This is a genomic window from Burkholderia sp. Ac-20345 (assembly GCF_017104825.1).
Taxonomy (GTDB): domain Bacteria; phylum Pseudomonadota; class Gammaproteobacteria; order Burkholderiales; family Burkholderiaceae; genus Burkholderia; species Burkholderia lata_B.
The window spans coordinates 19,985-33,760 of sequence record NZ_JAAGPO010000108.1; the positions used below are offsets into that span (position 1 = coordinate 19,985).

Here is a 13,776-nt window from a genome sequence, read left to right on the forward strand (position 1 = left end):
TTTTCCTGTGCGGCTGCAGCCGGGAAGGGCGTGCCGGTCAGCGACGCGCGCGCGGCGTGAGCACGCTCGGCAGCGCCTTCGGCAGCGAATTCGGCCAGTCGCGGCTGTAGTGCAGCCCGCGGCTTTCGCGGCGCGAGTGTGCGCTCTTCACGATCAGCGTTGCCACGTCGACGAGGTTGCGCAGTTCGAGCAGGTCGCGCGTCACGCGGAAGTTCGCGTAGTACTCCTGGATCTCGTCGCGCAGCAGCGACAACCGATGCTTCGCGCGTTCGAGGCGCTTGTCGGTGCGCACGATGCCGACGTAGTTCCACATCAGGCGGCGCAGCTCGTCCCAGTTGTGTGCAACGACGACTTCCTCGTCCGCATCCGACACGCGGCTTTCGTCCCACGCGGGCAGCGTGGCCGGTGTTTCGGCGTCGAAGCCGGCTGCCTCGATCGCCTCGGCCGCCGCGCGGCCGATCACGAGACATTCGAGCAGTGAGTTGCTTGCGAGCCGGTTCGCGCCGTGGAGCCCCGTGTACGACGTTTCGCCAACCGCATACAGGCCCGCGAGATCGGTGCGCCCGGCGAGGTCGGTGACGACGCCGCCGCACGTGTAGTGCGCGGCCGGTACGACGGGAATCGGCTCTTTCGCGATGTCGATGCCGAATTCGAGACAGCGCGCGTGGATCGTCGGGAAGTGCTCGCGCAGGAACGCTTCCGGCTGATGGCTGATATCGAGATACACGCAGTCGATCCCGCGCTTCTTGATCTCGAAGTCGATCGCGCGCGCGACGATGTCGCGCGGCGCGAGTTCGGCGCGCGGATCGTGCGCGGGCATGAAGCGCGTGCCGTCGGGCAGCTTCAGCAGGCCGCCTTCGCCGCGCACGGCTTCCGAAATCAGGAACGACTTCGCATACGGATGGAACAGGCAGGTCGGGTGGAACTGGATGAATTCCATGTTCGACACGCGGCAGCCCGCGCGCCACGCCATCGCGATGCCGTCGCCGGTCGCGGTGTCGGGGTTCGTCGTGTACAGGTAGACCTTGCCGGCGCCGCCCGTTGCGAGCACCGTATGCGGCGCTTCGATCGTGATCGTGCGGTCGTTGTCGACGTCGAGCGCATACAGGCCGTGGCAGCGGCGGCCGGGCAGGCCGAGCCGGTCCGACGTGATCAGGTCGATCGCGTGGTGGTTCTCGAAGAACGTGATGTTCGGATGCTGGCGCGCACGCTCGGACAGCGTTGCGAGCACCGCATGGCCGGTCGCGTCGGCCGCGTGGATGATCCGGCGGTGGCTGTGGCCGCCTTCGCGCGTGAGGTGGAAGCCGAGCTCGGCCGCATCGTCCTTCGTGAACGGCACGCCCTGCGAGATCAGCCATTCGATCGCTTCGCGGCCGTGCTCGACGATATAGCGCGTCGCGCCTTCGTCGCATAAGCCGCCACCGGCAACCAGCGTGTCGTCGACATGGTTCTCGATGCTGTCCGCCGAATCGAGGACAGCCGCGATGCCGCCTTGCGCGTTATCGCTCGCGCCCTCCATCATCGACCGTTTCGCGATCAGCGCGACACGTCGCGTGCTGGCCAGGTTGAGTGCGACCGACAGCCCTGCCAGGCCGCTGCCGACGATCGCCACGTCGAATTTCATGCTGCATCTCCATCGTTACGCTTTTGATCTTGTGCGTTCCTGCGGCCGTGGCCGCGGAAAGGGGAGAGCATACCGCGTCGCGCCGGAGCGTGCGCGCAAAACAAAAAGCCCCGCAGGTGCGGGGCTTTTCGGTCGCCGTCAGGCTAGCAGAAACCGGAGATTACTTGATCTTGGTTTCTTTGTATTCCACATGCTTGCGGACGACGGGATCGAACTTCTTGATCGCCATCTTTTCCGGCATGTTGCGCTTGTTCTTCGTGGTCGTGTAGAAGTGACCCGTACCAGCGGTCGACTCAAGCTTGATCTTGTCGCGTGCGCCTTTTGCCATGATTGTGCTCCTTGGGCTTAGGCTTCGCCGCGTGCGCGCAGGTCAGCGAGCACGGAATCGATGCCGTTCTTGTCGATCAGGCGCAGGCCGGCGTTCGAAACGCGCAGGCGCACCCAGCGGTTTTCGCTCTCCACCCAGAACCGGCGGTTTTGCAGGTTCGGCAGGAAGCGGCGCTTCGTCTTGTTGTTGGCGTGGGAAACGTTGTTGCCGCTCATCGGCGCTTTCCCAGTTACTTGGCATACGCGTGCCATGAGAGCACTCCTAATACGCTAAATTCGGGGTTCGATCGCCGGTGAAGGTTCCATCGCACCGCCACGTGATCCATGGCTGCACTCAGAACGCCGAAGCCCTTACAGACAAGGCCCTTCGATGGCTAGAACTGTGGTTGGAAAAAATACAGACGGCGATTCTAGCAGAAAAAGCGCAGGAAAATCAAACCTAATTTCGCATCGCCGTTGCGGCGCCCGGGGGTGGGCTGCCGGGCCACAGTCTACAGCCATCCGGCGCGTGCGAATGAAAAAGTGTCGCCGGTGCCGATCACGACGTGATCGAGCAGCCGCACGTCGACGAGTTCGAGGGCGTCTTTCAGCACTCGGGTCAGGCGGCGGTCTTCCGCGCTCGGCTGCACCGCACCCGACGGATGGTTGTGCGCGACGATCAGCGCCGCAGCGTTGTGTGTCATCGCACGGCGCACGATCTCGCGCGGGTAGACGGCCATGCGCGTCAGCGAGCCGCGCGTGATTTCCTCCATGTCGATCAGGCCGTGGCGCGCGTCGAGGTACACCGCGGCGAACACTTCGTACGGACGCGCGCCGATCTTCAGCCGCAGATAGTCCTCGACCGCGCCTGGCGAATCGATCTGCTGCTTCTCGTGTGCTTTCTCCTTCAGCACGCGCCGCGCGATCTCGGTGACCGCAACCAGCCGCGCGGAGCGCGCGGGGCCGATGCCGGGGTGCGCCTCGAAATCGTCGGCGGTCGCCTCGAGCAGCCCGCGCAACGACTTGAATTGCTTGACCAGTGCGCGGGAGGTGACGAATACATCGTGCCCGGGCTTGCCCGTGCCGAGCAGCAGGGCGATCAGCTCGTCGTCGGTCAGCGCGTCCGGCCCGCGCTCCAGCAATCGCTCGCGCGGGCGTTCGGGCCGCCAGTCGCCCGGACGGCGCTTGCGCCGGCGCATCGGCAGCACACGGCCGGGCGGATCGGCGGGCAGATCGGCGGTGTCGCGGCATTCGACGGGCGACAGGGGCTGGGCAGGGCAGGGTGACAGCATGCTTGAAACTCCATTGGCGGCGGGCGGGTTGCGCGACGTCGTCGCACTTTCCGCCTTGCGCGCTCAGGTGACTTACAATATTGGCTTTGCGCCGGGCCTTTCGGCCGTATCGGGCGCCGACTGAACGAGTAATTCATGAGCCTCATCGATCTATCCGAAGTGAAGCCCGGTTCCCACGTCACGTTGCATTACCGGCTGGCATTGGCCGACGGCGCCGATATCGTCAACACCTTCACCGACAAGCCGGCCACGCTGCTGCTCGGCGCGGGGCAACTGGCGCCGTCGCTGGAACAGATTCTGCTCGGGCTCAGGGTGGGCGACCATTCGACTTTTCAGCTAACGCCCGAACAGGGGTTCGGTCCCCGTAATCCCGACATGCTCCAGCGCGTCACGCTGTCGACGCTGCGCGAGAACGGCATGGTCGGCGACGATTTCACGCCGGGCGAGCTGATCGAGTTCAACGCGCCGGATGGCGGCCGTTACGCGGGGGTGCTGAAGGAAGTCAGCGAGACCTCGGCACTGTTCGACTTCAATCATCCGCTCGCGGGCCAAGCGCTCACGTTCGAAGTGAAAATCATCGGAATCCTGTAATCATGAGCACCACCGATACGCTGTCCGGGCAGACCGTCGCGGCCGACGCCGAAATCCTGCTGGCCCAGCCGCGCGGTTTCTGCGCGGGCGTCGATCGCGCGATCGAGATCGTCGAGCGTGCAATCGCGATGCACGGTGCGCCGATTTACGTCCGTCACGAGATCGTCCACAACAAGTACGTGGTCGAGGATCTGAAGAAGAAAGGCGCGATCTTCGTCGAGGAACTCGAGGAAGTGCCGGCCGGCAATACCGTGATCTTCAGCGCGCATGGCGTGTCGAAGGCCGTGCGCGACGAGGCCGACGTGCGCGGGTTGCGCATTTACGACGCGACCTGCCCGCTCGTCACGAAGGTGCACGTCGAGGTGGCGAAGATGCGCCAGGACGGCGTCGACATCGTCATGATCGGGCACAAGGGCCATCCGGAAGTCGAAGGCACGATGGGGCAGGTCGAGCGCGGCATGCATCTCGTCGAGAGCGTCGAGGACGTGCAGAAGCTCGAGCTCGCCGATCCCGAGCGCATCGCGCTCGTCACGCAGACGACGCTGTCCGTCGACGACGCGGCCGAGATCATCGGGGCGTTGAAGGCCAAGTACCCGAAGATCCGCGAGCCGAAGAAGCAGGACATCTGCTACGCGACGCAGAACCGCCAGGATGCGGTGAAGTTCATGGCGCCGCAGTGCGATGTCGTGATCGTCGTCGGCAGCCCGAACAGCTCGAATTCGAGCCGCCTGCGGGAAGTGGCCGAGAAGCGCGGTGTGGATGCATACATGGTCGATGCGCCCGACCAGATCGATCCGGCATGGGTCGCGGGCAAGCGCCGCATCGGCGTGACGGCCGGCGCGTCCGCGCCGGAAGTGCTCGCCCAGGCCGTGATCGCGCGGCTGCGCGAGCTCGGCGTGCGCAACGTTCGCGCGCTCGACGGCATCGAGGAAAATGTGTCGTTTCCGCTGCCGCGCGGGTTGAACCTGCCGCCCGCTGCCTGATTGCCGCATCGCATCCTCGGAACACCGAAGCGCGCCTCCCGGCGCGCTTTTTTTTGCCCGCCGGAATTGCAATCGCAACCATTATCGGCATGCATGGTGCAACCGGGTTGCTCCACGCGTTCGCAAGCGTCTCTCGAATTTGGTTGCAATGCAGGAAAACCCCATCGAATCAGGATTATTGGCGTCCTATAAATGGAGTTACAATGCGCCCGTTTTCAGGCCTGAATGGCTTTGAAATCGGGTTTTGGCAAGGCGCGGGAGACCACTCAATGCATGTGAAGTTGGCTTACGCCGTGTCCGTCGCCGCACCGGTTGCAATGCTTGCCGGCTGCAGCAAAAAGAGCGACGACGGGGCGGGGAGGGAGGCTGCGGTGTTCGCGGCACCGACGGCCAGCGGCGTGCGCGTCGCCGGAACCGTTCGTGCGGCACCGTTCGTGTGCCGCATCGCGCAATTGGGCAAGGACAAGGAAAACGGGGCACGTTTGGCGATCGAGGAAATCAACGCGCTTGGCCTGGTGAACGGTCAGGCAGCGGGCACGCAGGTTGCAACGCAGGAAGCCGCCGGTCGTGGCACGACAGCAACCGTGCACGCCGATCGACGCATGCCGGCCATGGTGCCCGGCGATGCGGGCAGCGTGCCGATGTCGCCGGCCCCCTTTCAATTCGATTCGACGAAACAGCGCGTTGCCGCGAGCAATGATGTCGCGGCGCGCGGTCTGGTTCGTACGATGGATTCCGACGCAGTCCTGACGAATGTCGGGCACGGCGTTCGCGGTGCCTTGCGAGGTAGCGCGGCACGGAATCCGATCTGCCCGGGTGCGGGGCTTGCCTCGCACCGGGCGGGAAAAGGCACGGATGCCGGGCAACCGGACGATGGCCGTCTCGGCATGCTGCCCCACGACTTCAAGGAGGCCACGAACACCGTCCTCGATGTCGTGACGATTTAGCGACGGGACTCATGACGGCACCGGAACAGTGCGGTGCCGTTTTTGTATCCGCTCCGGCGGCAGGTCCGGCCGTACAGGCCGGGCGGCGCGCGCCGGGACGATCCACCCTTACCGGTATCGACTAGTACCCGCAGTGTCGCCGAGAAGGCGCGATTCCTCGCTTACCCGCGGGGCGCAACGTCCTCCGGCAGCACGGGCCAAGGAGCTTTAAATGGATATTTTCGTCCAGCAGGTTCTCAACGGGCTGGTGCTCGGCAGTGTCTACGCCATCATCGCGTTGGGCTACACGATGGTGTACGGCATTCTCGGCATCATCAACTTCGCGCATGGCGACGTGCTGATGATCGGCGCGATGGTCGCGCTGTCGGCCATCACCGTGCTGCAGAACCATTTCCCCGGACTCGGCAACGTCGCGACGCTGACGATCGGCCTGGGCATCGCCGCAGTCGTCTGTGCATTCGTCGGCTTCACGATCGAACGGGTCGCATACCGGCCGCTGCGTCGCGCACCGCGCCTCGCCCCGCTGATCACCGCGATCGGCGTGTCGATCCTGCTGCAGACCGCCGCGATGATCATCTGGTCGCGCAACCCGCTGCCGTTCCCGCAATTGCTGCCGACCGATCCGATCAACGTGATCAAGGCGACCGACACGACGCCCGGCGCCGTGATCTCGGTCACTGAAATCGTGATCATCGCGGTGGCGTTCATCGTGATGGGTGGCCTGCTCCTGCTCGTGCACAAGACCAAGCTCGGCCGCGCGATGCGCGCGATCGCCGAAAGCCCGAACACCGCAAGCCTGATGGGTGTGAACCCGAACTTCGTGATCTCCGCGACGTTCATGATCGGTTCCGCGCTCGCCGCGCTGGCCGGCGTGATGATTGCATCCGAATACGGCAACGTGCACTTCTACATGGGCTTCATCCCCGGCATGAAGGCATTCACGGCCGCGGTGCTGGGCGGGATCGGCAACCTCGGCGGTGCGATGGTCGGCGGCGTGCTGCTCGGCCTGATCGAGCAGCTCGGGGCCGGCTACATCGGCAACCTCACGGGCGGCGTATTCGGCAGTAACTACCAGGACGTGTTCGCCTTCATCGTGCTGATCATCGTGCTGGTGTTCCGTCCGTCCGGCCTGCTGGGCGAACGTGTCGCGGATCGCGCGTAACGGAAGGGAGCAAACAACATGACATCCATTCAACCGATCGAATCCTCGACGTCGCTCGTCGAAGAGCGCAACACCGCCAAGACCGTCATCATCGGCATCCTGACCGCGGTCTTCGTGATCGCGGCGCCGATCATCATCGGCTCGGCCGGCGGCAACTACTGGGTCCGCGTGCTCGACTTCGCGATGCTGTACGTGATGCTCGCGCTGGGCCTGAACGTGGTGGTCGGCTTCGCCGGCCTACTCGACCTGGGCTATATCGCGTTCTACGCGGTGGGCGCGTACACCGCGGCATTGTTGAGCTCGCCGCACCTGACCTCGCAGTTCGAGTGGATCGCGGCGCTCGCGCCGAACGGGCTGCATGTGCCGTTCCTGATCATCGTGCCGATCGCAATGGCGCTGGCGGCGACCTTCGGGATACTGCTCGGTGCGCCGACGCTGCGCCTGCGCGGCGACTACCTGGCGATCGTGACGCTCGGCTTCGGTGAAATCGTCCGGATCTTCATGAACAACCTCGACCGTCCGGTGAACATCACCAACGGCCCGAAGGGGATCACGGGCATCGATCCGGTGCACGTCGGCGGCTTCAACCTGTCGCAGACGCACTCGCTGTTCGGGATCCAGCTGCCGTCGGTGTACATGTATTACTACCTGTTCGTGCTGTGCTCGCTGCTGGTGATCTGGGTGTGTACGCGTCTGCAGCATTCGCGTATCGGCCGCGCATGGGCGGCGATCCGCGAAGACGAGATCGCGGCGAAGGCGATGGGCATCAACACGCGTAACGTGAAGCTGCTCGCGTTCGCGATGGGCGCGTCGTTCGGCGGCCTGTCGGGCGCGATGTTCGGCTCGTTCCAGGGCTTCGTGTCGCCGGAATCGTTCACGTTCTGGGAATCGATCGTCGTGCTCGCGTGCGTGGTGCTCGGCGGCATGGGCCACATCCCGGGCGTGATCCTGGGTGCAGTGCTGCTCGCGATCTTCCCGGAATTCCTGCGCTCGACGATGAGCCCGCTGCAGCACGCGCTGTTCGGTCATGACATCGTCGATACGGAAGTGATCCGTCAGGCGCTGTACGGCCTCGCGATGGTGGTCATCATGCTGTATCGCTCGGAAGGCCTGTGGCCCGCGCCGAAGCATGAGGACAAGATCGCGAAACTGGCGAAGCGCGCCAGCAAGAAGCCGGTGCGCGCTTAACCTACGGACAAGGGGATACACACATGAGCGACAAACAAATCCGACTGTCCGTGCAGGGCGTGAACAAGCGCTTCGGCGGCCTGCAGGCGCTGTCCGACGTCGGCCTGCAGATCAAGGAAGGCGAGATCTACGGGCTGATCGGCCCGAACGGCGCCGGCAAGACGACCTTCTTCAACGTGATCACGGGCCTCTACACGCCGGACTCCGGCGAGTTCAAGCTCGACGGCACGGAATACAAGCCGACCGCGGTGCATCAGGTCGCGAAGACGGGCATCGCGCGCACGTTCCAGAACATCCGCCTGTTCGGCGGGATGACGGCGCTCGAGAACGTGATGGTGGGCCGCCACGTGCGCACCAAGCACGGGCTGCTCGGCGCGGTGTTCCAGACGCCGGCCGAACGCCAGGAAGAGCGCGAGATCAAGGAACGCGCGATCGAGCTGCTCGAATACGTCGGCGTGCTGCAGTACGCGGACTACACGTCGCGCAACCTGTCGTACGGCCACCAGCGCCGTCTCGAGATCGCGCGTGCGCTGGCCACCGACCCGAAGCTGCTCGCGCTCGACGAGCCGGCGGCCGGGATGAACGCGACCGAGAAGGTCGAACTCACGCGCCTGCTCGACAAGATCCGCTCGGACGGCCGCACGATTCTCCTGATCGAGCACGACGTGAAGCTCGTGATGGGGCTGTGCAACCGGATGACGGTGCTCGATTACGGCAAGGTGATCGCCGAGGGTCTGCCGCAGGACGTGCAGAAGAATCCGAAGGTGATTGAGGCATATCTCGGCGCAGGGGTGCACTGATGGCAGCGGCAATGTTGAAAATCAAGGGCTTGCAGGTCAACTACGGCGGCATCCAGGCCGTCAAGGGCGTTGACATGGAAGTCCGCCAGGGCGAGCTCGTGACGCTGATCGGCGCGAACGGCGCCGGCAAGACCACGACGATGAAGGCGATCACGGGTCTCAAGGCGTATTCGGCCGGCGACATCGAGTACGAGGGCAAGTCGATCAAGGGCATTCCGACGCACGAGCTGCTCAAGCGCGGCCTCGCGATGGTGCCGGAAGGTCGCGGGATCTTCGCGCGGATGTCGATCGTCGAGAACATGCAGATGGGTGCGTACCTGCGCAACGACGGCGAGCAGATCAAGAAGGACGTCGACCGCATGTTCGGCTTCTTCCCGCGTCTGAAGGAGCGTGCGACGCAGCTTGCGGGCACGCTGTCGGGCGGCGAGCAGCAGATGCTGGCGATGTCGCGCGCGATCCTGTCGAAGCCGAAGCTGCTGCTGCTCGACGAGCCGTCGATGGGCCTGTCGCCGATCATGGTCGAGAAGATCTTCGAAGTGGTGCGCGAGATCTCGAAGGAGGGCATCACGGTGCTGCTCGTCGAGCAGAACGCGCGCCTCGCGCTGCAGGCGGCCGACCGTGGCTACGTGATGGATTCGGGCACGGTCACGATGGAAGGCGATGCGAAGCAGATGCTCGACGATCCGAAGGTGCGTGCCGCGTACCTGGGTGAATGAGTGAGTGAATGAGCGGGCCCGGTGGCGCGCGACGGCAGATGCCGGGCGCGTCGCACACGGGCTTTCGAAAGGCTGTCACGGGATGCCGTGACAGCCTTTTTTTCGTGCCATGCAATTCGGGTCGAACTTGTGTGGGGGTGCGTGACTCCATTCGACTGTTGCGCCGCGCACGCGGCGCGGGAGCGATGGAGTGGTTGCCCGCCGCCGGTTGCCCGCAGCCGGTCGCCCGCCGCCGGTCGCCCGCAAACCGACACACGGGCCGTGTAGCATCGACGGCCCATCGGGACACGGAGAGCACGCATGAGTCTGGACTACGGTTTCGTGAAGGCGAAGGTGACATCGGTGGCGAAGCTGAAGGGCTCGCCGCACGGCAGCGAGATCCAGTATCACATCCACCTGACGCTGGCGCTGCCGGGAGGCGACTGGGACGTCGCGATCAACGTCGGCACCAGCGACGCGGACGACCTGCTGAACTACAAGCTCGTCTACGATTTCCACCACCCGATCACGCAGACGCTCGCGGCCGCGGCCGAAGGCTATACGGACCTGACGGGGCAGGCCGCGCTGCCCGCGCTCGACTACATGCGCAGCGACATCCTGAACGAAACGGGCACATGGCGCGCGAGCGCCGTGATGGACGGCACCGAGAATCCGGAGCCGATCCCGTCGCTGCTGCGGCTCGTGAACGCCGCGCAGTCGCAGGGGCTCGACGTCGTCGTGTTCGGCCGCTCGTATGCGGAAGGCAACGGCATCCACGACACGCACATGAACCAGGGTTCGACCGGCGCGAACTACCTGCACCGCGCGGGCGACGACCACAACGATCACAACGACATCTGGCAGGACGGCGCGCTGATCGTGCGCGTGAGCGACACGCAGTGGGCCGCCTATTTCGCCGCGTTCGAGCAGCAGGCCGTGCCGACCGACGCGCTCGGCAATCCGCTGCCGGGCGCGGGGCCGATCACGCGCTGAGATGGCCGGCTGCCGGCCTTCGCTTCATGCGGCCGGCAGCGTCTTGCCGAACGAGATGCGTTCCTCGACGCGATAGCCGAGTGCCGCGTAGAAGCGGCACGCGTCGTCGTTGCCGGGCAGCACCTGCAGGTTGACCTTCAGGCAGCCGCGCGCGGCGAGCGCGCGTTCCGCATGCGCGATCAGTGCGCGGCCGACGCCGAGCCGCCGCGCGTCGTTCGATACGCCGAACGAGTAGAGCCAGCCGCGATGTCCATCGAAACCCGCCATCAGCGTGCCGACCACTCGCGCGCCGCTGGTCGCGACGAAGAACAGTTCCGGCTGCGTCGTGAGCTTCAGCTCGATCGATCGCAGCGGATCGCGGTGCGGCGGCGCACCGGCTTCGTCGTACTGCGGGAACGCGTCGCGCCATACCGCGAGCACGGCATCGGTGTCGGCGCGTTCGAACGGGCGGATTGCGACAGCATCGGCGGCGGCATCCATCGCGGCGGTCTCCTTAGAGCGTGTCGAGAACCGACCGCAGCATCGCCATCATCTGGTCGATCTCTTCGGTCGTCACGTTCAGTGCGGGCATGAAGCGCAGCAGGTTCGGCCGCGCGGCGTTCAGCAGCAGGCCGTCGGGCTGCATGTCGCGCGCCTTCTCGACGATCTGCGGGCCGATGTCCTTGCCGAGCAGCAGCGCGCGCAGCAAGCCTTCGCCGCGTTCGCCTTCGAAGCCGCGCTCTTCCGACAGTTCGAGCAGCCGGCGCTTCAGGTATTCGCTGCGTGCACGCACGCCTTCGAGGAAGCCCGGCGCGACGAGCTGCGAGATCACCGAATAGCCGACCGCCGTCATCAGCGGGTTGCCGTTGTATGTGCCGCCCTGGTCGCCGGCCTCGAACACCGCGAACTCGGCCTTCGACAGCAGCGCGCCGAGCGGGGCGCCGCCGCCGATGCCTTTCGCGAGCGTCATGACGTCCGGCTCGATGCCGGACAGTTCGTACGCGAACAGCGTGCCCGCGCGGCCGCAGCCGCTTTGCACTTCGTCGACGATCAGCAGCAGGTTGTGCTGCTTCGTCAGCGCGCGCAGTGCCTGCATGAATTCGCGCGTTGCCGGAATCACGCCGCCTTCACCCTGGATCGGCTCGAGCATCACCGCGACGGTCTTGTCGGTGATCAGCTTCTCGACCGAGTTGATGTCGTTCAGCTCGGCCTTCGGGAAGCCCGGCACCTGCGGCGCGTAGATCGTGTCCCAGCCCGGCTTGCCGCTGGCCGACATCGTCGCGAGCGTGCGGCCGTGGAAGCTGTGATCGAACGTGATGATCTCGTACGCGCCGTTCTTGAACTTGCGGCCCCACTTGCGCGCGAGCTTGATCGCGCCTTCGTTCGCTTCCGCGCCGCTGTTCGTGAAGAACACCTTGTCGAACACGCTGTGCTGCGTGAGCAGGCCCGCGAGCTTCGCCATCGGCTCGTTGTAGAACGCGGGCGACGGGTTCAGCAGCTTTTCGGCCTGCGTCTTCAGCGCTTCGACGATGCCTTCGTTGCAGTGGCCGAGACTGTTGACGGCCCAGCCCTGGATGAAGTCCAGATAGCGCTTGCCCGAGTGATCGTAGAGCCACGAACCCTTGCCGTGCGTAAACACGATGTCGGGGCGGTTCGTGATGTACATCAGCGAGTCGATCGGATAATCGTTCAAGGGCATGGCAGCAGACTCCAGCGGACGTTGAAAGGGAAACAGGCAATAAAAAAGCCACGGAAGGCCGTGGCTGGTGGGTTCGAACAGCTTGTGCGTAACCGGTGAAGCAGTGTGGGGGTTACGCGCGAGTCCGTGACGAGCCTGCGGCATCCGGGCGGAGCGGCGAGCGGCGACGTCGAAGGGCGGACAGGAAGCAGTTCATGTGCGCAAGCATAAGGCATCCCGCGCCTCACTGTAAACCGCTGCGATGCCACGGATGTGACATCGCAGCGCGCAGAGCTGTACGCAGTGGCGCGGGCCTTAGACCGGATGCGCGAGATCGGCGGCGCTCGTGAACGAGTCCGCGTAGAACTCGTCCGCCGGCAGCGCGTGGTGCTGCGTGAAGTCGCGCTGCGCGGATTCGACCATCACCGGCGCGCCGCACGCGTACACCTGGTGGCCCGACAGATCGGGCAGGTCCTCGATCACCGCGCGATGGACGAAGCCGGTGCGGCCCGTCCACTGGTCGCCGGCGTCCGGCTCGGAGAGCACCGGCACGTACTTGAAGTTCGGGATCTCGCGTGCCCACTGCTCGGCGAGCTCGCCGAGATAGATGTCCTTCTTGCGGCGCGCGCCCCAGTAGAGCGTCATCGGTCGCGTGATGCCCGTGTGCTTCACATGCTCGATGATCGCCTTGATCGGCGCGAAGCCTGTGCCCGACGCGAGCAGTACGATCGGCTTGTCGGAATCCTCGCGCAGGAAGAACGTGCCGAGCGGACCTTCGAAGCGCAGGATGTCGCGCTCCTTCATCGCGCCGAACACGTGGTCGGTGAACTTGCCGCCCGGCATGTGGCGGATGTGCAGCTCGACCGGGCCTTCCTCGTGCGGTGCGTTCGCCATCGAGTAGCTGCGGCGCGAGCCGTCCTTCAGGATGAACTCGACATACTGGCCCGCGAGATACTGCAGGCGTTCGTTGGCGGGCAACTGCAGCTTCACGACCATGACGTCGTCGGCCTTGCGCTCGAGCGCAGCGATCCGGCACGGCAGCTTCTTGACCTGCACGCCGTCGACGCCGGCGATTTCACGCACGTCGATTTCGAGATCGCACTGCGCCTTCGAGCAGCACAGCAGCGCGAGGCCGCGCGTGCGCTCGTCGTTGGACAGGGCCGACGCGGCGTGCGGGCCTTGTTCGATCTGGCCCGACACGATCTGGCCCTTGCAGGAGCCGCATGCGCCGTTCTTGCAGCCGTACGGCAGATGGACGTTCTGGCGCAGCGCGGCCGCCAGCACGGTTTCGTCCGACTCGACCTGGAATTGCCGGCCGCTTTGCTTGAGAGTGACGTTGAATGCCATAGAACCAAACTAGAACAAAATGTGGGGACCGTGCATATCGAGCACGGCAGCTACAATGCAAACCCGTTGCGCGTCGCGCAACGGTGGCTACTGATTTCGCAACCAACATGATCGCGACTCGAATCCTGCGCCGGCCGCGCGCATTGATCGTCGGCTGCGGCGACGTCGGCATGCGCTGCGTCGCGCAATGG

At 65.1% G+C, this 13,776-nt stretch carries 15 protein-coding genes; 8 read left to right on the plus strand and 7 right to left on the minus strand.

What is annotated here, in order from left to right:
* Positions 1 to 37: 37 nt before the first annotated feature.
* The 4 genes from nadB to radC all read right to left on the minus strand — a co-directional run bounded on the left by nadB (position 38) and on the right by radC (position 3,222).
* Positions 38 to 1,624, minus strand: a complete 1,587-nt coding sequence (nadB, locus tag G3O06_RS30205; RefSeq protein WP_174917516.1) for an L-aspartate oxidase — start codon at positions 1,622 to 1,624, stop codon at positions 38 to 40.
* A gap of 160 nt (positions 1,625 to 1,784) precedes the next feature.
* Positions 1,785 to 1,952 carry a 50S ribosomal protein L33 gene (gene rpmG, locus G3O06_RS30210; protein ID WP_006478046.1) on the minus strand — a complete coding sequence of 56 codons (168 nt, stop codon included), beginning with the start codon at positions 1,950 to 1,952 and terminating at the stop codon, positions 1,785 to 1,787.
* A gap of 17 nt (positions 1,953 to 1,969) precedes the next feature.
* Positions 1,970 to 2,203: a 50S ribosomal protein L28 gene (gene rpmB / locus G3O06_RS30215; protein WP_004186391.1), complete on the minus strand. Its 234-nt coding sequence runs from the start codon at positions 2,201 to 2,203 to the stop codon at positions 1,970 to 1,972.
* 239 nt (positions 2,204 to 2,442) lie between these two features.
* On the minus strand, positions 2,443 to 3,222 hold the full coding sequence (gene radC / locus G3O06_RS30220) for a DNA repair protein RadC (protein WP_174986414.1): 780 nt from the start codon (positions 3,220 to 3,222) through the stop codon (positions 2,443 to 2,445).
* A gap of 135 nt (positions 3,223 to 3,357) precedes the next feature.
* Between radC and G3O06_RS30225 the strand changes: the two genes are divergently transcribed.
* The 8 genes from G3O06_RS30225 (at position 3,358) to G3O06_RS30260 (ending at position 10,581) form a co-directional block, all read left to right on the plus strand.
* Positions 3,358 to 3,813, plus strand: a complete 456-nt coding sequence (locus G3O06_RS30225; RefSeq protein WP_047898820.1) for a peptidylprolyl isomerase — start codon at positions 3,358 to 3,360, stop codon at positions 3,811 to 3,813.
* A gap of 2 nt (positions 3,814 to 3,815) precedes the next feature.
* The gene (gene ispH / locus G3O06_RS30230) at positions 3,816 to 4,796 is read left to right on the plus strand and encodes a 4-hydroxy-3-methylbut-2-enyl diphosphate reductase (RefSeq protein ID WP_011352949.1); all 981 of its coding nucleotides are present in this window, start codon (positions 3,816 to 3,818) and stop codon (positions 4,794 to 4,796) included.
* A gap of 203 nt (positions 4,797 to 4,999) precedes the next feature.
* Positions 5,000 to 5,743 (plus strand): amino acid-binding protein, encoded by a 744-nt coding sequence (locus G3O06_RS30235; RefSeq protein ID WP_205818409.1) that lies wholly within the window; start codon positions 5,000 to 5,002, stop codon positions 5,741 to 5,743.
* 211 nt (positions 5,744 to 5,954) lie between these two features.
* On the plus strand, positions 5,955 to 6,905 hold the full coding sequence (locus tag G3O06_RS30240) for a branched-chain amino acid ABC transporter permease (RefSeq protein ID WP_006488946.1): 951 nt from the start codon (positions 5,955 to 5,957) through the stop codon (positions 6,903 to 6,905).
* An 18-nt stretch (positions 6,906 to 6,923) separates the two neighbouring features.
* Positions 6,924 to 8,093, plus strand: a complete 1,170-nt coding sequence (locus G3O06_RS30245; RefSeq protein WP_174967673.1) for an ABC transporter ATP-binding protein — start codon at positions 6,924 to 6,926, stop codon at positions 8,091 to 8,093.
* Positions 8,094 to 8,116: 23 nt separating this feature from the next.
* Positions 8,117 to 8,893, plus strand: a complete 777-nt coding sequence (locus G3O06_RS30250) for an ABC transporter ATP-binding protein (protein WP_174917512.1) — start codon at positions 8,117 to 8,119, stop codon at positions 8,891 to 8,893.
* Positions 8,893 to 9,609 carry an ABC transporter ATP-binding protein gene (locus tag G3O06_RS30255; RefSeq protein ID WP_089426143.1) on the plus strand — a complete coding sequence of 239 codons (717 nt, stop codon included), beginning with the start codon at positions 8,893 to 8,895 and terminating at the stop codon, positions 9,607 to 9,609. Before G3O06_RS30250 ends, G3O06_RS30255 begins: the two co-directional genes overlap by 1 nt.
* Positions 9,610 to 9,909: 300 nt before the next feature.
* Positions 9,910 to 10,581 (plus strand): DUF2278 family protein, encoded by a 672-nt coding sequence (locus tag G3O06_RS30260; RefSeq protein WP_205818410.1) that lies wholly within the window; start codon positions 9,910 to 9,912, stop codon positions 10,579 to 10,581.
* 24 nt (positions 10,582 to 10,605) lie between these two features.
* Here G3O06_RS30260 and G3O06_RS30265 read toward each other — a convergent pair whose 3' ends face one another.
* The 3 genes from G3O06_RS30265 to G3O06_RS30275 all read right to left on the minus strand — a co-directional run bounded on the left by G3O06_RS30265 (position 10,606) and on the right by G3O06_RS30275 (position 13,585).
* On the minus strand, positions 10,606 to 11,061 hold the full coding sequence (locus G3O06_RS30265) for a GNAT family acetyltransferase (protein ID WP_205818411.1): 456 nt from the start codon (positions 11,059 to 11,061) through the stop codon (positions 10,606 to 10,608).
* A gap of 13 nt (positions 11,062 to 11,074) precedes the next feature.
* A complete protein-coding gene (locus G3O06_RS30270) occupies positions 11,075 to 12,259 on the minus strand; it encodes an acetylornithine transaminase (protein WP_174986404.1) in 1,185 nt (394 codons plus the stop codon).
* A 294-nt stretch (positions 12,260 to 12,553) separates the two neighbouring features.
* Positions 12,554 to 13,585, minus strand: coding sequence for a CDP-6-deoxy-delta-3,4-glucoseen reductase (locus G3O06_RS30275; protein WP_011352940.1), 1,032 nt, complete (start codon positions 13,583 to 13,585; stop codon positions 12,554 to 12,556).
* Positions 13,586 to 13,776: the final 191 nt, after the last annotated feature.